Annotated in this window: 19 protein-coding genes; 8 read left to right on the top strand and 11 right to left on the bottom strand. The window is 71.8% G+C overall.

The genetic code is table 11. The features are described from left to right. Positions 1-19 precede the first annotated feature (19 nt). Positions 20-1,915 carry a glycoside hydrolase family 97 protein gene (locus AAW13_RS20490; protein ID WP_046730428.1) on the top strand — a complete coding sequence of 632 codons (1,896 nt, stop codon included), beginning with the start codon at positions 20-22 and terminating at the stop codon, positions 1,913-1,915. Here AAW13_RS20490 and AAW13_RS20485 read toward each other — a convergent pair. The 9 genes from AAW13_RS20485 to AAW13_RS20445 all read right to left on the bottom strand — a co-directional run bounded on the left by AAW13_RS20485 (position 1,906) and on the right by AAW13_RS20445 (position 14,308). Beyond that, positions 1,906-2,820 (bottom strand): squalene/phytoene synthase family protein, encoded by a 915-nt coding sequence (locus AAW13_RS20485; protein WP_046730446.1) that lies wholly within the window; start codon positions 2,818-2,820, stop codon positions 1,906-1,908. The genes AAW13_RS20490 and AAW13_RS20485 overlap by 10 nt on opposite strands. 111 nt (positions 2,821-2,931) lie before the next feature. Next, entirely contained in the window at positions 2,932-3,891 is a 960-nt protein-coding gene (locus AAW13_RS20480; RefSeq protein WP_046730447.1) for an alpha/beta fold hydrolase, read from the bottom strand. A 66-nt stretch (positions 3,892-3,957) separates the two neighbouring features. Then, a complete protein-coding gene (locus AAW13_RS20475; RefSeq protein WP_052768592.1) occupies positions 3,958-5,484 on the bottom strand; it encodes an APC family permease in 1,527 nt (508 codons plus the stop codon). A 101-nt stretch (positions 5,485-5,585) separates the two neighbouring features. Continuing rightward, the gene (locus AAW13_RS20470; RefSeq protein WP_046730429.1) at positions 5,586-6,599 is read right to left on the bottom strand and encodes an SDR family oxidoreductase; all 1,014 of its coding nucleotides are present in this window, start codon (positions 6,597-6,599) and stop codon (positions 5,586-5,588) included. Positions 6,600-6,716: 117 nt separating this feature from the next. Further along, the gene (locus AAW13_RS20465; protein ID WP_046730430.1) at positions 6,717-7,826 is read right to left on the bottom strand and encodes an enolase C-terminal domain-like protein; all 1,110 of its coding nucleotides are present in this window, start codon (positions 7,824-7,826) and stop codon (positions 6,717-6,719) included. Continuing rightward, on the bottom strand, positions 7,823-9,625 hold the full coding sequence (locus AAW13_RS20460; protein ID WP_046730431.1) for a thiamine pyrophosphate-requiring protein: 1,803 nt from the start codon (positions 9,623-9,625) through the stop codon (positions 7,823-7,825). The genes AAW13_RS20465 and AAW13_RS20460 overlap by 4 nt, the downstream gene beginning before the upstream one ends. A gap of 34 nt (positions 9,626-9,659) precedes the next feature. After that, a complete protein-coding gene (locus AAW13_RS20455; RefSeq protein WP_046730432.1) occupies positions 9,660-12,713 on the bottom strand; it encodes an FAD-binding and (Fe-S)-binding domain-containing protein in 3,054 nt (1,017 codons plus the stop codon). Continuing rightward, the gene (locus AAW13_RS20450) at positions 12,710-13,273 is read right to left on the bottom strand and encodes a cysteine hydrolase family protein (protein WP_046730449.1); all 564 of its coding nucleotides are present in this window, start codon (positions 13,271-13,273) and stop codon (positions 12,710-12,712) included. The genes AAW13_RS20455 and AAW13_RS20450 overlap by 4 nt, the downstream gene beginning before the upstream one ends. Positions 13,274-13,351: 78 nt before the next feature. Then, a complete protein-coding gene (locus AAW13_RS20445) occupies positions 13,352-14,308 on the bottom strand; it encodes an LLM class F420-dependent oxidoreductase (RefSeq protein WP_046730433.1) in 957 nt (318 codons plus the stop codon). Between the two features lie 139 nt (positions 14,309-14,447). Between AAW13_RS20445 and AAW13_RS20440 the strand changes: the two genes are divergently transcribed. The 6 genes from AAW13_RS20440 (at position 14,448) to qcrB (ending at position 18,849) form a co-directional block, all read left to right on the top strand. Further along, positions 14,448-15,092, top strand: coding sequence for a hypothetical protein (locus AAW13_RS20440; protein WP_046730434.1), 645 nt, complete (start codon positions 14,448-14,450; stop codon positions 15,090-15,092). Beyond that, complete coding sequence (locus AAW13_RS20435) at positions 15,089-15,739, top strand: nucleotidyltransferase family protein (protein ID WP_046730435.1); 651 nt, start codon at positions 15,089-15,091, stop codon at positions 15,737-15,739. The genes AAW13_RS20440 and AAW13_RS20435 overlap by 4 nt, the downstream gene beginning before the upstream one ends. Next, positions 15,736-15,978 carry a BON domain-containing protein gene (locus AAW13_RS20430; protein WP_046730436.1) on the top strand — a complete coding sequence of 81 codons (243 nt, stop codon included), beginning with the start codon at positions 15,736-15,738 and terminating at the stop codon, positions 15,976-15,978. The genes AAW13_RS20435 and AAW13_RS20430 overlap by 4 nt, the downstream gene beginning before the upstream one ends. After that, complete coding sequence (locus tag AAW13_RS20425; RefSeq protein ID WP_046730437.1) at positions 15,975-16,760, top strand: metallophosphoesterase family protein; 786 nt, start codon at positions 15,975-15,977, stop codon at positions 16,758-16,760. Before AAW13_RS20430 ends, AAW13_RS20425 begins: the two co-directional genes overlap by 4 nt. A 14-nt stretch (positions 16,761-16,774) precedes the next feature. Then, positions 16,775-17,194 (top strand): CBS domain-containing protein, encoded by a 420-nt coding sequence (locus tag AAW13_RS20420; protein WP_046730438.1) that lies wholly within the window; start codon positions 16,775-16,777, stop codon positions 17,192-17,194. A gap of 137 nt (positions 17,195-17,331) precedes the next feature. Next, entirely contained in the window at positions 17,332-18,849 is a 1,518-nt protein-coding gene (gene qcrB, locus AAW13_RS20415) for a cytochrome bc1 complex cytochrome b subunit (protein WP_079178873.1), read from the top strand. On the opposite strand, the gene ctaF is transcribed toward qcrB, so the two are convergent. Then, on the bottom strand, positions 18,767-19,171 hold the full coding sequence (gene ctaF / locus AAW13_RS20410) for an aa3-type cytochrome oxidase subunit IV (RefSeq protein ID WP_046730439.1): 405 nt from the start codon (positions 19,169-19,171) through the stop codon (positions 18,767-18,769). The two genes, qcrB and ctaF, sit on opposite strands and share 83 nt — an antisense overlap. Beyond that, on the bottom strand, positions 19,168-20,841 hold the full coding sequence (ctaD, locus tag AAW13_RS20405; RefSeq protein WP_046730440.1) for an aa3-type cytochrome oxidase subunit I: 1,674 nt from the start codon (positions 20,839-20,841) through the stop codon (positions 19,168-19,170). The genes ctaF and ctaD overlap by 4 nt, the downstream gene beginning before the upstream one ends. 187 nt (positions 20,842-21,028) lie before the next feature. On the opposite strand from ctaD, the gene AAW13_RS20400 reads away from it, so the two are divergent. Then, positions 21,029-21,397, top strand: a complete 369-nt coding sequence (locus tag AAW13_RS20400) for a DUF6479 family protein (RefSeq protein ID WP_046730441.1) — start codon at positions 21,029-21,031, stop codon at positions 21,395-21,397. The last annotated feature ends 43 nt before the right edge of the window (positions 21,398-21,440 follow it).

Genomic DNA, 21,440 nt, shown 5'->3' with positions numbered 1-21,440 from the left:
CAGGAAAGGCAGGGTTCCCATGGCTGTTCCGCTCAGAAGAACCGTGGTCGCCGCGCTCTGCGCCGGTCTCGCGGCCACCCTCCTCACCACCGCGCCCGCCGCCCGGGCCGGGCAGAGTTCCCACGCCTGGACCGTCTCCGAGGCACCCCACGCACCCCGCGCCCGGATATCCCTCGACGACACCACCGGCACCCTCAGCCTCGCGGTCACCCGGGCCGGCCGTACCGTCGTAGAGCCGTCGCCCGTCGGCATCGTCACCGAACAGGCCGACCTGTCCCAGGGGTTGCGGTTCCTGCACCGCGAGGACCGCACCGTCGACGAGCACTACCGGGCGAAGTCCGGCAAGCGCCTGGACCGCAGGGTGCGCATGAACGAGACCCGGCTGTCCTTCGCCACCGCCGCCGGGGCCCGTCTCGACCTGGTCGTGCGGGCCGCAGCCGACGGCATCGCCTACCGCTACGTCCTGCCCGCCGGACACGGCGACGTCCTCGGCGAGACCTCCGCGTTCGCGCTGCCCCCGGACGCGGGCGCCTGGCTCAGCACCTACCGGGTCGACAACGAGGGCCCGTTCACCCCGTACACCGCCGCGACCGCCCCCACCGGCGCCTACTCCGACCAGGCCCTCTTCGCCACGCCGGGCGGCTACACCCTGCTCGCCGAGTCCGACCTCACCGGCGCCTACTCCGGCGCCCGGCTCGCGCACACCCAGGGCACCGGCACCTACCGGATCCAGCTCGCCGACGACCGCGTCCACGGCGACGGCCCCCTCGCCACCCCCTGGCGCGCCATGATCACCGGTGACCTGGCCACCGTCACCCGCTCCACCTTCACCGACGACCTCGCCGCCGCGTCCAAGGTCGCCGACACCTCCTGGATCCGCCCCGGCACGGTGCTGTGGACCTGGCTGGCCGGCGGGCGCACGGCGGGCCAGAGCCTCGACGCGCAGAAGGCCTACGTCGACTACGCGGCGGCGCACCACTGGCCCTACGAAGCCGTGGACTCCGGCTGGTACTTCAAGAAGGACGAGTGGGACGTCACCGACCCGGACTGGGAGACCGACAGCTGGATGCCCCAACTCGTCGATTACGCACGGGCCAAGGGCGTCGGGATCATCGTCTGGATCCACCAGCGGGACCTCGACACCCCCGAGGAACGCGACCGGTGGCTGCCCGCCCTGGAACGCTGGGGCGTCAAGGGAGTCAAGATCGACTTCATGAACTCCGAGGCGCAGTCCATGTTCCAGTGGTACGACACCATCCTCGCGGAGACCGCAGCCCACCACCTCATGGTCGACTTCCACGGCGCCACCCTGCCCAAGGGCATCCAGCGCACCTGGCCCCAGGTGATGACCATGGAGGCCGTCGGCGGTGAGGAGAAGCGCACCAACACCGCCGCCCACCTCACCACCCTGCCCTTCACCCGCAACGTGATCGGCTCCATGGACTTCACCCCCGGCGGCTTCCAGCGGGTCGGGCTGCGCCCGAACTCCGACGCCGCCGAGGTCGGGCTCACCGTCGCCTACGAGTCCGGGCTCCAGATGTTCGCGGGCACCCCCGAGTCGTACGACCAGCGGCCCCTCGCACGGGACTTCATGGACCAGGAGCCCGCGGCCTGGGACGACACCCGGCTGCTGGCCGGCAGTCCCGGGCAGGAGGCCGTGCTCGCCCGCCGCAGCGGGGACCGCTGGTTCCTGGGCGGGGTGTACGCGGGAGCCGCCCGCACGGCCGCCGTGCCGCTGACGCTCGGAGCGGGCCGCTGGCTGGTGCAGACGGTCCGAGACGGCGCCGACGGACTCGTGCAGGACCGCCGAGTACTGCGCGGAGGGGAGGAGTTGAGCGTCGACGTGGTGGCGAACGGCGGGTTCGCCGCGATCGCCTGCCACTGGCGGCCGGGCGTCACCACCTGCTACCGCTGAGCGCGCACCGCCTCGCGGCGGGCACCGAGCAGCAGCCTGAGCGTGCCCGCCGTGGACGGTGACGCGGAACCGCGCAGCACCCCGGTACCGCGGGCCAGTACGGCCTCGGCCGTCATCAGCTCGATCTCGATGAGGGCGCGCACCATCGGCCGGTGGGGTGCCGGCATCAGAGCCAGCACCTCCCGGCCCGACCGGAGATCGACGCGGGCCCTCTCGACCTCCTGCTCCACGAGGGCGCCCAGACCGGCCGAGGGCCGGCCCGCCTCCAGGTCCGCCACCGTGACCGAGAACCGTTTCAGGGTCTCCGCCGGGATCCCCGGATGCCCCTCCCGCAGGTCCTCGGCCAGGTCGTTGACGAAGTCCAGCCGCTGGCTGCCGTCGATGAGTGTGCGGCAGCCCGCCCGGTACCGCCCGTCGGTGTCGCTCTCGGGCCCCAGCAGCCCGGCGATCGGCAGGAAGGCGGGCAGTGAGTAGGCGTCCACGTAGGCCTGGTAGTCGGCCTCCGTCGCGAACCCGTCGAACTCCAACTCGGTGACGGCGGTGGCCAGATACGCCTCCACGGCCTCCCGGTGCCGCGGGAACGCGGTGACCGTGTGCAGCAGGGTGCGGATCAGCGGATCGTCACTGGTGCCGGTTTCCAGCGCGGTGCGCACCCGCTCCTCCCAGGCGGCCCAGGCCGCCGCCCGCCCCGGCTTCGGGCCGCTGTCCAGAAGGACGTCGCCGTGGTGCATCACGGCCGTCGCGGCGATCACATGCGGCAGCACGGCGGGTGGCAGCAGCACCCGGCAGGCCAGGTAGGCACTGCGCCGGTACCGCCGCACCAGCCGCCGCTGGGCGCCGTAGTCCCGGCGCAGCTCCGGGTCCGTGATGCCTGCCGCGGTCAGGGTCTTGTTCCACGCGCTCACCGGACGATCGTAGAGGGCGCCGCGGACCACCCGACCGCCGGCCGCGAACCGTGGGCTCGGCAAAGGGCCTTCAGGAGAGGGACTCCAGAAAAGGGATTCCGAAAAGGGACTTCAGGAAAGGGACTTCAGGAACTCCAGGAGCGCCGCGTTCACCTCGTCCGGGCGCTCCTGCTGGGTCCAGTGCCCGCAGCCCGTCAGCCTCAGTGGCTCGCGCACCAGGTTCGGCATCAACTCGGGCAGGCGGGCGATCAGTTCGGGCGTGCCGGGGAACGCCGGGACGATGTCACGGTCGCCGTAGACGTACAGGGCGGGCGGGGTGACCACGGCGTCCTGCCAGGGGGCGGTCAGTTCCCAGTTGCGGTCGAGGTTGCGGTACCAGTTCAGGGCGCCCGTGAAGCCTTGCGCGAAGCTCTCGGTGAGCGCGTCCAGGTCGGCCTCGGTGAACCAGTCGGGCAGCGTCTCGGGGTCGGGCAGGTCCGCGAGCCAGCCGCGCTCCGGGTCGACGAGCGGCTGGCTGATCTCACCGGTGTGGGCGTCACCGGCCGCCATGGTGAAGAACTTCCGCAGCGTGGTGCGCGGATCGCGGCCGAACTCGGCGTCCGCGACGCCCGGGCGGTCGAAGTAGTTCCAGTAGAACCGGCCGCCGAACCTCTCGTCCATGGCCTTGAGCGGCGGCCGGTCGCCCCGGAACGGCGGCGGCACGCTCAGCCCGGCCACCCCGCGCACCAGGTCCGGGCGGAGCAGCGCGGTGTGCCAGGCCACCGGCGCGCCCCAGTCGTGCCCGACGACGAACGCCCGGTCCTCGCCCAGCTCCCGGATCAGCCCGACGACGTCGCCGACCAGGTGCAGGATGCTGTACGCCTCGACGTCCCGAGGATGGTCGCTGCCGCCGTACCCGCGCTGGTCGGGGGCGACCACCCGGAAGCCGGCCGCGGCCAGCGGGCCGAACTGGTGCTGCCAGGAGTGCCAGGACTCGGGGAAGCCGTGCAGCAGCACGACCAGCGGGCCGGAACCCTGCTCGGCGACGTGCAGCCGGATCCCGTTCGCGTCGATCATTCGATGCTGGACCATGTGCACGAGCGTACGCGCAATGATCATCGGTCGGCCGGTGGGTCCGGCGGCGCTGCCCCGTCCGGCTCAGCGGTGTTCCGCCGCCCGCCGGGTCGGGCTCCCGAGCGCCCAGAACACCACTCCCAGCAGCATGAACCCGACGAGCGGCACCAGCTCCGTCGCGAGGTACTTCCAGCGCTCGGTGTGGCTCCAGCCGTCCGGCGCGTAGCCTGCGCCGAACCAGTGGTCGCCCAGTCCGGGCGCGACCAGCTGCACGCTCGCGAACAGGATGAGCAGTGTGAGGACCGTGCCGATGACGCGGGGGAGCGGGGTGCGGTAGGGCCGGGGGGTGTCCGGGTACCTGCGGCGCAGCACCGGCAGCGCGGGGAAGATGCCCAGGTAGCTGACGAGGGTGGTGGACACCGCGAGCCCGAGGACCGCGCCGAAGAGCTTGGCCGCGCTGCCGTTGGTCAGCTCGTGGGCCAGGACCAGGACGACCGTGGAGACCAGCCCGCTGAGCACGTTGACCCGGACCGGGGTGCCGAACCGGCTGGAGATGACGCCGAGGAAGCGGGGTGCCGCGCCGTCGTAGCCGGAGACGGCCAGGGCCCGGTCGGACCCCATGATCCAGGTGACGCCCGAGGACAGCACCGTGAGGATGAACATGATCGCGGCCAGGTCGCCGAGCACCGAGCCGGCCCCGGTCAGCGTGGCCGTGCCGTCGGCGCCGACGTGGCCGCCGTACACGGTGAAGACCTGCCTGATCGCGTCCACGAACCCGCCGAGGCCGGTGATGGCCTTGACCGGCAGGACGAGCAGGATGCCGAGGATCGGCAGCGCGTACAGCAGGACGGAGAGGACGGCGCTGCGGAAGATCCCGTACGGGACGTCCTTCTGCGGGTTCGTCATCTCGTCGCCGGCCGTGTTGGGCAGCTCGAAACCGACGTAGTTGAACATCAGCACCGGCACCAGACCGACGAAGCCCGCGTAGGTCGGCGAGAAATCGCCCGTCCCGAAGCCGTGCAGGCCGTGCTGTACGCCGTACACCACGACCGTCACCGTGAACAGGCCGAGCAGCAGGAACCGGCTCCAGGCGCCGATGGTCGGGATCCACTTGCCGATGTCGAAGGAGAGGATCGCGGCGAGCACCCCCACCCAGACGAAGACCAGCGTGAAGGCGTAGAAGGCGGGGGCGCCCAGGTCCTTCCCGCCGTTGAAGAAGGTGGTGTACGCGGTGACGGCCGAGACGGCGAGGGTGCCGCCCAGCCACACCGGGTTGGTGATCCAGTACAGGAAGTTGTTGACGGCACCGGCGAGGCGCCCGAAGGCCCGGCTGGTCCAGATGTAGGGGCCGCCCTCGTCCGGAAAGGCGGCCCCGAGCTCGGCGATCAGCAGCGCGGACGGCACGAAGAACACCACGGCCAGCACGATCAGCCAGGTGAACGCCTCGGCGCCCTTCGCGGCCACCACGCCGATGGTGTCCACGCCGACGATGGTGCACAGCAGGAAGAACAGGATGTCGAAGCGGCCGAAGTGCTTGCGCAGCTTCCGCCGTTCCGCCTGGGCCGGGGTCGGCGCGTCGACCGGGTCGGGAGCGAGGGGGCCAGCGGTCACCGGGAGCTCCAGCTTGCTCGGAGGGGGCGGGATTCGGCCAATGATCCGCCGCACCGCACGAGCTCACAAGCGCTCAGGGTCAAGTCTTGCCCATCGTTCCGCTACGCGCTGCCGGTGCCCAGCAGCCGGCGTATGCCGCCGACGGCCGCCACGGTCAGCGCCGTCGTGGTCACCGCCGTCGCCGCGGGATGCCGGGCCAGCGCGGCCTGCACGGAGCGCGGGTGGGACCGCTCGTCGAACTCGCCGTGGGCGCCGTGATCGGAGCCGGGCGTGGCGTCGGCCGGCGAGTACAGGTTGCCGGAACCGGCCGGGGCGGACTCGTCCGTCTGCTGGGAGCCGAAGCCCGTCCGCGCCAGGTAGCGGTCGAGCAGGGCCGGGGCGAGCCGGTTGGCCCAGATCGTCGCCGCGGTCGTGGCCCCGATGTAGCGCTGCTTGCGCCGTGGGTGATCGGCCGCGTACAGGACTCCGCGGGCGGCCACCTCGGGCTGGTAGATCGGCGGCACCGGCTGCGCGTGGTGGGGGAGCCGGGTCCGCACCCAGGAGAACTGCGGGGTGTTGACGGCGGGCATCTGGGCGACCGTGACGTGCACGTTGCTGCCCTGGTGCAGCAGCTCCACGCGGACCGACGAGGTGAAGCCGTTGATGGCGTGCTTGGCCGCGCAGTAGGCCGACTGGAGCGGGATGGCCCGCTCGCCGAGCGCGGAACCGACCTGCACGATCGTCCCGCGGTCCCGCGGGAGCATCCGGCCGAGGGCGGTCCGGGTGCCGTTGACGAACCCGAGGTACGTCACCTCGGTCACCCGCCGGTACTCCTCCGGGGTGATCTCGGTGAAGGGCGCGAACACACTGGTGAAGGCGCAGTTGATCCAGACGTCGATGGGGCCGAGGAGCCGTTCGGTGGCGTCGGCGACGGCCTCCAGCTGGGCGGGGTCGGCGGTGTCGGCCTGCTGGACCAGCGGCCGGCCGCCGCGTTCGGCGACCTCCTTGGCGGCCGCCTCCAGTCCGGCCTCGCCACGGGCCACGAGGGCGATGCGGGCACCGCGCTCGGCGAAGAGCCGGGCCGTGGCACGGCCGATGCCGGCACTGGCTCCGGTGATGACGACGACTTGCGACATGGTCCTTTCCTTCGTTCGTTTCGTGAGCGCTTCCGGGAGCACTTTCGTGAGCGCTTCCGTGAGCACTTTCGTGGGCGCTTTCGTGCGCTTCAGCGAGCCGCGGTGAACTCCGCTCCGTCAGCCGACGCGGTAGGGGCCGGCCCGTTCGGCGTCGAGCCGCAGTCCCAGGCCGGGGGACCCGTCGCGGCCCGGGACCAGGGCGCCGCCCTGCGGACCGGGTGCGCCGTGGAAGAGCAGGCGCTCGATGCGGACGTGGTCGTGGAACCACTCCAGGTGCCGCAGGTTCGGCACCGAGGCCGCCGCGTGCGCGTGGGCGGCGGGTGCGCAGTGCCCCGAGATCTCCAGGCCGTGGCCCAGCGCCAGCGCCGCGACCCGCAGCCAGACGGTGATCCCGCCGCAGCGGGTGACGTCCGCCTGGAGACAGTCGACGGCCCCGGCGGCGAGCATGTGCCGGAAGTACGGGAGCGTGTAGCCGTACTCGCCGGCCGTCACATCGGCCATGACCCGGCCACGGACGGCGGCCAGCGCGTCGAGGTGGTCGGAGGAGACCGGCTCCTCGAACCAGGTCACGCCCTCCCCGTCCAGCCCCGCGGCCACCCGCACCGCCTGCTTCACGCCGTAACCGCCGTTGGCGTCCACGTACAGTTCGGCCGCGTCGCCGATGCTCGCGCGGGCCCGGGCCACCCGTGCCAGGTCACGGGTCTCGCGGCTGCCCCAGGACTCCCCGATCTTGATCTTGACGCGGGGGATGCCCTCCTCCGCCACCCAGCCCCGCAGCTGCCGGTCCTGCCGCTCCGCGTCGTACGTGGTGAAGCCGCCGCTGCCGTACACCGGCACCTCGTCACGGGCGGCGCCGAGCAGGTCCACCAGCGGGAGCCCGAGCAGCCGTGCCTTGGCGTCCCACAGGGCGATGTCCACGGCGGAGACCGCCTCCGCGGCGATCCCCGGCAGCCCGGCGTTGCGCACGGCCCGCCGCATGGCCTCGTTGGCGCGCGGCACGTCGAGCGCGGAAAGGCCGGTGACCGCCGGGGCGAGCAGGTCGTCGACGGTCCTCGCGGCCGCCGCCGGGGCGTAGGTGTACCCCAGCCCGGAGACCTCCCCGCAGCGGACGGTGACCAGGACGAGCGTGGTGCTGTCCCAGGCCGCGGTGCCGTCCGCCTCGGGTGCGTCCGTCGGAACGGTGTAGACGGCGCTGTCCACCCGTTCGACGGCCGGCAGGTCGCTCACCGCCGTCCCGCTTCGTGCCGGTGCGGCAGGAACTCCTGCACCTTGGCCTTGAAGCCCTGCCGGACCATCGCCACCCGGTCGCTGTCGCCCTTGAGGACGGCGGCGGCCGCCGCCTCGATCTGGTCGAGGGTGGCGTGCGGCGGGATCGGCGGTACGGCCGGATCGGTCACGAAGTCGAGGACGCACGGCCGGTCGGCGGCGAGCGCGGTCTCCCAGGCGCCGGTCACCCCGCCCGGCTCCTCGATCCGCATGCCCGTCAGGCCCAGCGAGCGGGCGAAGTCGGCGTACCCGACGTCCGGGATGGACTGCGAGGGCAGGAACTGCGGAGCGCCCTCCATCGCCCGCATCTCCCAGGTCACCTGGTTCAGGTCCCGGTTGTTGAACACGGCGACGATCAGCCGCGGGTCCTCCCAGTCCTGCCAGTACTTGGCGATGGTGATCAGCTCGGCCATGCCGTTCATCTGCATCGCCCCGTCACCGACCAGGGCGATCGCCGGCCGGTCGCCGTGCGCGAACTTGGCGCCGATGGCGTACGGCACGCCCGGACCCATCGTCGCCAGCGTCCCCGACAGCGAACCCCGCATCGCCCCGCCCAGCTTCAGGTGCCGGGCGTACCAGTTGGCGGCCGAACCGGAGTCGGAGGAGAGGATCACGTCGTCCGGGAGCAGCCCGCTGAGGGAGTGGGCCACGTGCTCGGGGTTGATCGGGTCGGCCTGGACGGCGGCCCGCCGCTCCATCACCTCCCACCAGTCCCTGACGTTGCTCTCGATCGTCTCCCGCCAGGACGGGTCCTCCATCTGGTCCAGCAGCGGCAGCAGCCGGCGCAGCGTCCGGGCGGCGTCGCCGACGAGGTTGACCTCGAAGGGGTAGCGCATCCCGACCATGTGCGGATCGATGTCGATCTGCACGGCCCGCGCCTTCCCGAACGCCGGCAGGAACTGCGTGTACGGGAAGGACGAACCGATGACGAGCAGCGTGTCGCAGTCGCGCATCATCTCGTACGACGGCCGGGTGCCGAGCAGTCCGATGGCACCGGTGACGTAGGGCAGGTCGTCGTCGAGGGCGTCCTTGCCCAGCAGCGCCTTCGCGACCCCCGCGCCGAGCCGGTCGGCGACCTCCTTGACCTCCGTGCGGGCGCCGCGTGCGCCCTGGCCGATCAGGATGGCCGTCCTGCCGCCGGAGTTGAGCACGTCGGCGGCGCGCTGGAGGTCGCCGTCGTCGGGCACCGGCGCGTAGTGCGACATGCCGAGGCTGGACGGCACCATCTTGAAGGCGTGCTCGGGCGGCGAGTAGTCGAGTTCCTGCACGTCGGCCGGGATGATGAGAGCGGTCACCGAGCGGCGCGCCATCGCGGTGCGCATGGCGCGGTCCAGGACGTTCGGAAGCTGCTCGGGCACGGTGACCATCTCGCAGAAGTCCGAGGCGACGTCCTTGTACAGGCTGACCAGGTCGATCTCCTGCTGGTAGGAGCCGCCCATGGCGCTGCGGTTGGTCTGCCCGACGATCGCCACCACCGGGACATGGTCCAGCTTGGCGTCGTACAGGCCGTTGAGGAGATGGATGGCGCCGGGGCCGGAGGTGGCGGCGCACACGCCGACCTTGCCGGAGAACTTCGCGTACCCGCAGGCCTCGAAGGCGGACATCTCCTCGTGCCGGGACTGGATGAACCGGGGCTTGTTCTCCGCGCGTCCCCAGGCCGCGAGCAGGGCGTTGATGCCGTCGCCGGGGTAGGCGAAGACATGTTCCACGTCCCACTCGCGCAGCCGCTGGAGGATGTAGTCGGAGACCTTCGTCGACATGTTCGACAACCTTTCCTGTGGTGGACGTGCGTGTTCACGGGCGGCGCAGCTGCCGTACGGCGCCCAGCGCGGCCGCGGCCGCGAGGGTCCCGGCGGCGGCGGTGGTCGCCCATCGGGCGGCCCCGGAGGGTTCCGCGGGCCGCCGGGCGAGCCGCTCGGGGTGGTCACTGGGCACGGGCCCGTCGAGGGCCATGGCCAGCGCCTCCGCCAGGTGCAGGGCCCGGCGCCCGGTGCCGCCCTGCTCGATCTGGGTCCGGCAGCTGAACCCGTCGGCCAGCACCAGACTGTCGGGGGCGGCCCCGCGCACCGCGGGCAGGACCCCCAGTTCGCCGACGGCCATGGAGACGTCGTGGTGCCCGCGTTCGAAGCCGAAGTTGCCGGCCAGCCCGCAGCAGCCCTCGTCGAGGACGTCCGCGTCCAGACGGGCCCTGTGCATCAGCTCACGGTCGGCGTCGAACTTCATGATCGCGTGTTGGTGGCAGTGGGTCTGCACGGTCGCCTGCCGGGCCAGGAACGGCGGCTGCCACCCGTCGGGCGCGTGATGGACCAGCTGCTCGGCGAAGGTACGGGTCTGCCCGGCGAGCCGCTGTACGTCCTGGTCGTCGGGCAGCAGTTCGGGTGCGTCGGAGCGGAACACGGCCGTGCAGGACGGCTCCAGGCCGATGACCGGCGTGCCCGCTTCCAGATAGGGCGCCAGCGCCCGCAGGGAGCGGCGCAACACCTTCTTGGCGACGGCCAGTTGACCGGTCGAGATCCATGTCAGGCCGCAGCACACGGGGGTCTCGGGCACGGCCACCCGGAAACCGGCGTCCTCCAGGACCCGTACCGCCGACATCGCGACCGAGGGATGGAAGTGGTTGCTGAAGGTGTCGGGCCACAGGACCACGGTCGCCGGATCCGCCGGGTCCGGCTGCCCGGTGCCGAGAGCGCGCCACCACCGGACGAAGGACCGCTCGGCGAAGACCGGCGGCCGCCGCTCCCCGGCCACCCCGGCGAGGACCTTCCCGGCCCGGCCGAGCAGCGGCGCGTGCAGCGCGCTGTTCGCCAACCCGGGCGCGTGCTCAGCCAGTTGCGCCCACAGGGGCAGCCAGCCCATCGAGTAGTGGGCGGCCGGGCGGGGCCGGCCCGCGTAGTGGTGGGCGAGGAACTCCGCCTTGTACGTGGCCATGTCGACGCCCGTCGGACAGTCCGACTTGCAGCCCTTGCAGGCCAGACAGAGATCCAGGGCGTCCCGGACCTCGGTGGACCGCCAGCCGTCCTTGACCGCCGAGTCGGCATGCCCGTCGAGCATCTCGAACAGCAGCCGCGACCGTCCGCGCGTGGAGTGCTCCTCCTCGCGGGTGGCCCGGTACGAGGGGCACATCACGTCGCCTTCGAGGCTCCGGCAGTTGCCGATGCCGACGCAGCGCAGCACCGCCCTGGTGAAGGAGTGGTCGTCCTCCGGGTACCCGAAGTGGGTGTCGTGGGTGTCCGGCCGCCAGGCGGGCCCGAGCCGCAGCTGCCCGTCCACCGGATGCGGGTCGACGACCTTGCCGGGGTTCATCCGGTTGCCCGGGTCGAACAGTGCCTTCAGCTCGCCGAAGGCACCGACCAGCCGTTCCCCGAACATCCGGCTCAGCAGCTCGCCCCGGGACTGGCCGTCGCCGTGCTCGCCCGACAGCGAACCGTCGTACGACGCCACCAGGTCGGCGGCCCGCTCCAGGAACCGGCGGAAGTCAGCCACCCCGTCCGCGGTCTTCAGCCCGAACGGGATCCGGGTGTGCACACAGCCCTGCCCGAAGTGCCCGTACAGCGAAGGGTGGTCGTAGTCGAACTCCTCGAACAGCCCTTTGAGGTCCCGCAGGTAGTCGCCGAGCCGTTCGGGCGGCACCGCCGAGTCCTCCCAGCCCTCCCAGGTCTCCCGGTCGTCCGGCGGCCGCGCGGTCACCCCGAGACCGGCCTCGCGCGCCTTGAGCATCTTCTGCTCACGCTGCGGGTTGTCCGAGAAGGCGACCGAGGAGTCCTTCTCGGACCGCCCGATCGACTTCAGCAGCGCGTGCGCCTGCGCGTCGACCTCCTCCTGGCTGTCCCCGGTGAACTGCACCAGCAGCCAGCTGTCCGCCTCCGGCAGCACCCGCAGCGATTCCAGGTAGGCGTGCTCCTCACGCATCAGCTGCGCCATCCGCCCGTCCAGCGCCTCCAGCTGGCCGGGGGAGCAGTGCTCGAGCAGCTGCGACACGTGGTCGGCGGCCTGGCAGATGTCGTCGTACCCGAGCACCAGCAGCGACTCGTACGCCGGTACCGGCACCAGCTCCAGCTCGGCGTGCAGCACGGTCACCAGGGTGCCCTCGCTGCCGACCAGGGCCCTGGCCACGTCGAACCCGTTCTCCGGGAGCAGCGAGTCCAGGTTGTAGCCGGAGACGCGGCGCGGGATCTTCGGATAGCCGCGCCGGATGTCACCCAGGTACTCGGCGACGAGACGGTCCAGACCGTCGTACAGCTCGGCCCGCCGGCCGCCCTCGGCGGCGATCCGGGCCCGCTCGGCCTTCGAGGTGGGCCCCACCCACATCCGCAGCCCGTCGTAGGTCATCACTTCGAGCCGGCGCACGTTGTCGACCGTCTTGCCGTAGGCCTGCGCGGACGCCCCGCACGAGTTGTTGCCGATCATGCCGCCGAGCGCGCAGTGGCTGTGCGTCGAGGGCTTCGGGCCGAACTTGAGCTTGTGGCCGGCCAGCCGCCGGTTGAGTTCGTCCAGCACGATGCCCGGCTCCACCACGCAGGTGCGGGCGTCGGGGTCGACGGAGACCAGCGCGTTGCAGTGCTTGCTCCAGTCGATCACCACGGCCTCGTTCGTGGTCTGCCCGGCGAGACTCGTGCCGCCGCCGCGCGACAGCACCGGCACGTCGAAGCGGGCGCACAGCTCCAGCGCGTGGGCGCCGGCCTCCACGGTGCGGGGCACGACCACGCCGAGCGGGACCTGCCGGTAGTTGGAGCCGTCCGTCGAGTAGGCGCCCCGGCTCCCGGTATCGAAACGGACCTCCGCGTCGGTCCCGGCCCGCAGGGCCTTGACCAGGCTGTCCAACGACTCTCCGGGAACGCGTGTGCTCATGGCCGACCTCCGGGCTGACGTGGAGTTTCCTCCGGTGCGGCCCCCCGGGTACCCAGGAAGTCGACTTCCTTCGCCAGGACGATCCGGGCGTCCATGTTGCGCTCCATCATTTCCAGCGCCGCGTCCGCCAGGTGCGGATGGATCGAGGCGACGGCGTCCCTCGGCACCGTGACCTCCAGATGGCGGATGTGCGCGTCCAGGGCCGAGTACAGGACGCACTGCTCGGTGACCTGGCCGGTCAGCACCACCGTCCCGATGCCCAGCTGCCACAGCAGATAGGCCAGGGGGGTGTCGTAGAAGATCGAGTGCCGGGCCTTCACGACGAACAGCGAGTCGTCGTCGGGCCGGATCGGTTCGACCAGCGCGCCGTGCGGGCGGGACAGCGCGGTCTCGACCAGTTCGCCGTGGTGGGAACGCCAGCGCCCGAAGTTGTCGTTGGCGTAGATCACCGGCACGCCCGCGTCCCGGGCCCGGCCGATCAGGTCCGCCAGGACGGGCACCACCTGCTCCGCGGCGGGCAGCAGCAGCTCCGCGTCCTCGTGGTCGTACGTGTTGATCATGTCGATGACGACGAGCGCGCGGCCGTCGGTCGAACCGGACCCGGTCACGGCGTTCACCACCTTCCGCTGCTGTCGCGGTCAGGTCCGCAGCCGGGGGAGGACCTTGGTGCGGTAGAAGTCGAAGAAGCCCTGCTGGTCCTTGCCGATCTGGTTGACGTAGACGGTGTCGAAGCCCGCGTCGACGAACGCGGAGACCGCCTTGACGTGTTCGTCCGGATCGTCGCCGCACGGAACCGAACCGGCCACCTGCTCCTCGGTGACCAGGTCCATGGCCTGCTCGAAGTGGCGCGGGGTCGGCAGGATCTGCGGGAGCTCGCCCGGCAGCCGCTCGTTCGCCCACAGCCGGTGCGCGGTGCGCACCGCCTCCGGCCGGTCGGTGCCCCAGCACACCTTCATCCCGCCGTACACCGGGCTGGTGCCGCCGCCACCGCGCCGGAAGCGCTCCACCAGCGACTCGTCGGGCATCATCGTGATCAGCCCGTCGCCGATCCGCGCGGCCACCTCGGCGGCCTGTGGGCCGAACGCCGACACGTCGATCGGCACCGGCTCGTCCGGCACGGTGTACAGCCGCGCGTTCTCGACGGTGTAGTGCTTGCCGCGATGGCTGACCTGCTCCCCGGTGAACAGCCGCCGGATGATCTGTAGGGCCTCCTCCAGCATCTCCAGCCGCACCGGAGCCTCCGGCCAGACGGTCCCGAGGATGTGCTCGTTCAGCGCCTCACCGGTGCCCACGCCCAGCCGGAACCGCCCGCCCAGCTGCACCGCGCTGGTCGCGGCGGCCTGGGCGATCACGGCGGGATGGGTGCGGATCAGCGGGCAGGTCACCGCCGTCTCCACGGGCAGCGAGACCGCCTGCGACAGGGCACCGATCACCGACCAGACGAACGGGCTCTGCCCCTGGCCGTCGTGCCAGGGGTGGTAGTGGTCCGATATCCACAGCGACTCGAAGCCGGCCTGCTCGGCCATCCGCGCCTGCTCGACGAGTTCCGCCGGGGTGTGCTCCTCGCACGAGAGGAAGTATCCGAAGGCCGCCATCGTCTCTCCTGAACCACGTGTACGTCTGGGGTCCGCTGCCGAGTACCCGATGGCCACCGGGTTGTGCACGGCGTGTCGCACGGATCAGGAGGGGTACCGGGGATGCGGGTCCCCGAAGACCGACCTCACGGAGGTTCACATGGCACTGCGCCTGCTGCCCCGGAAGGCCTGGCGGAACTGGCGGCGCTCCGACGACCTGCGGATCCCGCTCCGATCGACCGACACCGAGGACGCGAGCCGGCGGTTCCTCCTCTACGGCGCCCTGCCCCTGTGGGTACTGCCCGGCCTCGCGGACTGGTGGATGCACAGGCGGACCCGGATCGAGCACACCAGCGGGACCAGGGAGTCCGCGGTCCACGCGTTGATGATGACCGAGACCGGCGTGCCGGTGCTCATGGGTCTGCTGGCCCGGGTCAACCCGCTCGTGCTCACCGTCATGGGCGGCGCGGCACTGGTCCACGGGGCGACCGCCGTCTACGACGTGTCGCTGGCCGTCGGCGAGCGCGAGGTCCGCCCCGTCGAGCAGCACATCCACAGCTTCCTGGAGGTGCTGCCGCTCACCGCCCTCTCGTTCACCGCCTGTCTCCACGCCGACCAGGTCCGCAGGGCGCTGCGCGGCGGCACCGGACCCGAGGACTGGCGGCTGCTCCCCAAGGAGCGGCCGCTGCCCGCCACGTACCTGGCCGCGCTCGCCGGAGTGATCGTCGCCGGTGTCGCCGTGCCGTACGCCGAGGAACTGCGGCGCTGCCTGCGCACCGCGGCACGCGAAGGGAGCCGGCCATGACGGAAGCGCCGGGCGACGAACGCGCCCCCGACCTCCAGCAGGCCGCCCCGGGTCCCGAGCCGGCGCCGGACCGGCTGCCGCCCGACCGCAGCCAGGCCATCCTGGAGGCCACCAAACAGGTGGGCGCCATCCTGAAACGCGCCGGGCACAAGTTCGCCCTCGCCGGAAGCGTCGCGGTGTACGCGCACGGCGGTACCGGCACCCTCCAGCACGACACCGACTTCTGCGTGCTCCCCGAGGACGCCGAGGCGGTGGCCGGGTCGCTGCGCACGGCCGGGCTGACCGTGCGGGTGCCGCCGGAGGACTGGCTGGTGAAGACCACCTGTTTCGACCAGGACGTGGACATCATCTTCGAGCTGGCCCACCAGCCGGTCACCGTGGACCTGCTGTCCCGGGCCGAGGAACTCCCGGTGGACTCGGTGCACATGCCGGTGCTCTCGGCGACCGACCTCGTGGTCAACCTGAGCACCGCCTTCTCCGAACACCACTGTGACTTCGGGGCCGTACTCCCGGTGGCCCGCTCGCTGCGCGAGAAGGTCGACTGGCCTGAGGTGCGCCGCCGCTGCGGCGACGAACCGATGCCGGCCGCCTTCCTCTACCTCCTGGAACGCCTGAACGTCATCGACCCCGAACCGGAGGAGCGATGAACCTGGAATACCGCGTCGCCCACGTCGCCGAACGGCTGGCCGCGGGGCAGTGCGGCGAACTGGGGGTACGAGCCGAGATCCGGGGCGGCGCGGTCCTGCTGACGGGGACCGTCCCCTCGGCCGGCTGCCGTGACGACATCCTCCGCGTCGCCCACGACGAACTCCCGGACGTGCCGGTGCACTGCGATCTCGTCGTCGCGGAGAACGCCCCGCCCGACCACCCAGAGGAGCTCCCATGACCCGGGTAGCCGCCGTCGGTGACATCCACCTGGGCCCCGACAGCCGGGGCACCCTCCGCCCGGCCTTCGACACCCTGCCCGACTGCGCCGACGTGCTCCTGCTGGCCGGGGACCTCACCCGGCACGGCACCCCCGAGGAGGCACGGGTGGTGGCCGGGGAGATCGCGGACCTGGGCGTCCCGGTCGTCGCCGTCCTCGGCAACCACGACCACCACGACGACCACCCCGACGAGATCACGGCCATCCTGCGGGACGCCGGCGCGCACGTCCTGGAGGGCGAGGCCACCGTCGTCACCCACGGCGGTCTGCGGATCGGGGTGGCCGGGACCAAGGGGTTCGGCGGCGGGTTCGTGGGCCGCTGCGCCGGGGAGTTCGGCGAGCCCGTGATGCGGGAGTTCGTACGGTACTCACGGCACCGTGCCGACGGCCTGCGCACCGCCCTGGAGGAGCTCAGGGGACGCGAGTGCGACGTACGGATCGCCCTGACCCACTTCGCCCCCGTGCCCGACACCCTGGCCGGCGAACCCCTGGAGATCTACCCGTTCCTCGGCAGCTACCTGCTCGCCGAGGCCATCGACACCGCGGGGGCCGACCTCGCCGTCCACGGACACGCGCACGCCGGCACCGAACACGGCATGACCGGCGGCGGAGTGCGGGTGCGCAACGTCGCCCAGCCCGTGATCGAGCGGGCCTTCCACGTCTACTCCCTGAATCCCCGCGATCCCGGGGAGGGATCCGGCGCCACGGGTACCCGGTCGCCGGAAGACACCGTCCGACAGTGAGAAGGGGGCCGGTCATGGCCCAGCACGTACGCGACATCATGACCAGCGACCTGGTGACCGTCGAACCCCAGGCGTCGGTGGCCGCCGTCGCCCGGGTGATGCGGGACGAGGACGTCGGCGCGGTCCTGGTGACCGAGGAAGGGCACCTGCGCTGCCTGGTGAGCGACCGCGACCTGGTGGTGCGGGCCTTCGCCGAGGGCGCCGACCCCGACCGGACCACGATCATGCAGGCGGCCAGCACCGACCTGGTCACCGTCACCCCGGACGACAGCCTGGACCAGGCGGTCCGGCTGATGCGCGAGCACGCCGTCCGGCGCCTCCCGGTCGTCGACGGCGACCGCCCCGTGGGCATCCTCGCCCTCGGCGACCTCGCGATGGAGCGCGACGAGCGGTCCGCCCTCGGCGACATCAGCGCGGCCCGTCCCAACACCTGAGGTCCCGGCGTCCTCAGCCGATCGGGTGCCACCGCCCAGCCGCGCGAGTGTTTCGCGCCGGCCGGGAACCCGCTCCGAGCCCGTGACGGGCAAGGCATGACGAGAGCACGGCGGCGGGCCGTCGGGAGGAGCGTCGGGTGGAGCCTGAACGAGGCGGGGCGGGGGAGAGGTTCGCGGACGCGGTCGACGCCCGGCTGCCCGTGCACGACGGGGCCGGACAGCTGCTCCGCAAGGCCTTCCCCGACCACTGGTCCTTCCTGCTCGGCGAGATCGCCCTGTACAGCCTGGTCGTCCTGGTGGTGACCGGCGTCTGGCTGACCTTCTTCTTCAAGCCCGAGATGCGGGAGGTCGTGTACCAGGGGCCCTACACGCCCTTGCAGGGGCAGCCCGTCTCCGGGGCCTTCGACTCCACCCTCCACATCAGCTTCGACGTCCGTGGCGGCCTGCTGATGCGGCAGGCCCACCACTGGGCCGCGCTGGTGTTCGTCGGCGCGATCGGCGTGCACCTGCTGCGGATCTTCTTCACCGGAGCGTTCCGCCGCCCCCGCGAGATGAACTGGGTCATCGGCGTCACGCTCTTCGCGCTCGCACTGGCCGAGGGCTTCGCCGGCTACTCCCTGCCGGACGACCTGCTCTCGGGCACCGGGCTGCGGATCGCCGAGGGCATCATGCAGTCGATCCCGATCATCGGCACGTACGTGGGCATCCTCTTCTTCGGCTCCGAGTTCCCCGGCCACGACATCATCCCCCGGCTGTACAGCCTGCACATCCTGCTGCTGCCGGGCGTGCTGATCGGCCTGGTGACGGTCCACCTGATCCTGGTCTTCCACCTCAAGCACACCCAGTGGCGGGGGCCCGGCCACAAGAACTCCAACGTGGTGGGGAAGCCGCTCTACCCGCAGTTCTCGGCCTCCTCCATCGGACTGTCCCTCACCGTCGCCGGTCTGCTGGTCGCCCTGGCCGGCGTCGCCCAGATCAACCCGGTCTGGGTGTACGGCCCGTACCGCCCCGACCAGGTGTCCACGGGCTCCCAGCCGGACTGGTACGTCGGCTTCCTGGAAGGCTCGCTGCGGCTCGTCCCGCCCTGGGAGACCAACCTCGCCGGCCACACCCTCATGTGGAACGTCCTGCTGCCCGCCGTCGTACTGCCCGCGCTGCTCTTCGCCGTCCTGTACGCCTACCCGTTCGTCGAGCAGCGGCTGACGGGGGAGTGGCGGCAGGAGCAGCACTTCAGCGAGCGGCCCCGGGAACGCCCCGTGCGCACGGGCCTCGGCGCGGCGGGCGTCACCTTCTACGGCGTGCTGGTGCTGGCCGGCGGCAACGACGTGATGGCGCAGACCTTCCGGATCTCGGTGAACGCGCTGACCTGGATCTTCCGGATCGCCCTGATCGTCGGCCCGGTGCTGGCCTTCTTCGTCACCCGCGCCCTGTGCCGCGCGCTGCTCCACGCCGAACAGGAACGGCTGGTCGAGGGGGAGGAGACCGGGCTGGTGCGGCAGACCCTCGCCGGGGGTTACGAGAGTGGGCACCGGCCGGTGACCGACTTCCGGCCGGGCGCCCCGCGCCGGCCGCTCAGTCCCCCTGCTCAGTCCCCCGGTTCACGTACTGGAACACCAGCCCCGCGACCCCCCGGGCCAGAACGCCGAAACCGATGAGGAACAGCCACAGCCCGAACACCACACCGGTCGCCGCGACGGCGAACCCGAGCGCGGTGACGATCGGCCAGGGACTGTGCGGCGGGAAGAACTCCACCGGCCCGGCGGTGTCGGCCACCTCCGCGTCGGTACGGTCCTGGGGGCGCGAGCCGTGGCGCACATAGTGCGTCGCGCAGAAGAACGACACCACCGAGGCCATCCCGAACGCCACGATCAGCGCCGCCGTACCCGCCGGATCGGCGTGCGACCACACCCCGTAGAGCGCGGCGGCGGCGCCGAAGAAGACGGCCACCCCGCCGAAGAGCAGTGCCTCGACCTTCACCGCCGACCCTCCTCCGCCAGCTTCCGCGCGACCTCCGGATGGTGCAGGTCGAACGCCGGTGACTCCGACCTGACCCGGGGGAGCGCCACGAAGTTGTGCCGCGGCGGCGGACAGGAGGTCGCCCACTCCAGGCCCCGCCCGAAGCCCCACGGGTCGTCCTCCTCGACCTGCTCGCCCTGGTGCGCGGTGAGCCAGACGTTGTAGAGGAACGGCAGCGTGGAGACGCCGAGCAGGAACGCGCCCGCCGACGAGACGGTGTTGAGCAGGGTGAACCCGTCCGTCGGCAGGTAGTCGGCGTACCGGCGGGGCATGCCCTCCGCCCCGAGCCAGTGCTGCACCAGGAACGTCAGCTGGAACCCCGGGAACAGCAGCCAGAAGTGCACCTTGCCCCACCGCTCGTCGAGCATCTTCCCGGTGAACTTGGGCCACCAGAAGTAGAACCCGGCGAACATCGCGAACACCACCGTCCCGAACAGCACGTAGTGCAGGTGCGCCACCACGAAGTACGAGTCGGTGACGTGGAAGTCCAGCGGCGGCGACGCGACCAGCACCCCGCTCAACCCGCCGAGCAGGAACGTCACGAGGAAGCCCATCGACCACAGCATCGGCGTCTCGAACGAGAGCGAGCCCCCGCGCATCGTCCCGATCCACGCGAAGAACTTGATGCCGGTCGGCACCGCGATCAGGAACGACATGAGGGAGAAGAACGGCAGCAGCACCGCGCCGGTGGCGAACATGTGGTGCGCCCAGACCACCGCGGACAGCATGGTGATGGAGGTGGTCGCCCCGATCATCGGCAGATAGCCGAACAGCGGCTTGCGCGAGAACACCGGGATGATCTCGGAGATGATGCCGAAGAACGGCAGCGCCACGATGTACACCTCGGGGTGCCCGAAGAACCAGAACAGGTGCTGCCACAGCAGCGCCCCGCCGTTGTGCGCGTCGAAGACGTGCGAGCCGAACTTCCGGTCGCACTCCAGGGCGAGCAGCGCGGCCGTCAGCACCGGGAACGCGGGCAGCACCAGGATGGACGTGAACAGCACGTTCCAGGTGAACATCGGCATCCGGAACATGGTCATGCCCGGCGCGCGCAGACACATGACGGTGGCGAGGAAGTTGACGGCGCTGAGCGTCGTGGACACGCCCGAGACCACCAGCCCCATCGTCCACAGGTCACCGCCCGCCCCGGGGGAGCGGTACGCGCTGTTCAGCGGCGCGTAGGCGAACCAGCCGAACGACGCGGCCCCGCCGGGCACCAGGAATCCGGAGACCACGATCAGCCCGCCGAACAGGTACATCCAGTACGACAGCGCGTTGAGCCGGGGGAAGGCCAGGTCGGGCGCGCCGATCTGGAGCGGCATGACCGCGTTCGTGAACCCGGCGAACATCGGGGTCGCGAACAGCAGCATCATGATCGTGCCGTGGATGGTGACGAACTCGTTGTAGGTCTCGTTGCTGAGGAACTGAAGGCCGGGGCGGGCCAGTTCGGCGCGCATGCCGAGGGCCAGCAGCCCGGCGAACAGGAAGAAGCAGAACGCCGTCACCATGTAGAGCCGGCCGATCACCTTGTGGTCGGTCGTGGTGGCCCAGCCCAGCAGTCTGCGTCCGAGGGGCGCCGGTGCGGCGGGAGGCGGCGGCTCTTCGTGGACGCGTTGCGACAGTTGGGTCATGGTCCTCCTCAGCCGTGCCGGGCGCGACGAGCGCCTCGCGGGTGCCCTGCCCGCCGGCCGGGAAAACCGGCCGCTGCACGCGAACGCCGGGTGCGCGTGGCGACGCTACCGGTGTCCCGCCCGATGCCCTGTCCGCCACGCCTCGCAGACCGGGCATTCCACGCCGGGTGGGGGGTACTCGCCGCCCATGCATACGACACTTCAGCAACTGGCCGCCGGCGGTTCGGCAGCGGGGGCGGCAGCGATCGTCGTCTGTGGCGTGCTCATCGCGGCCGCCCTGGTCGCGGCCGTACGCCTGGGCATCCGGGTGCGGCGGCGGGAGTCCCCCGCACCCCGGCCCGAGGAGCAGCCGAAGCTGCCCAGCACCGGGCCGGTGCGCGAGGAACGCAGCGTGCGCGAGCCGAACGAGGTGCCCCGGGCGTCGGATGACGACGACCGTCTCACCCCGCACCAGCTCGGCAACGTCTCCACCCGGCCCAGCGGCGACCAGACCCGCCGCCGCTGGCACCCCGGTTCCAGCGGCTCCTTCGGCGGCGGGGGCGGCGGCACCACCTGACGTGCCGGCGTCCGCCGACGGGGGACGGGGGACGGGGGACGGG

Source organism: Streptomyces humi (assembly GCF_001005085.2).
Classification (GTDB): domain Bacteria; phylum Actinomycetota; class Actinomycetes; order Streptomycetales; family Streptomycetaceae; genus Streptomyces; species Streptomyces humi.
This window is presented reverse-complemented; position numbering and strand designations above follow the sequence as displayed.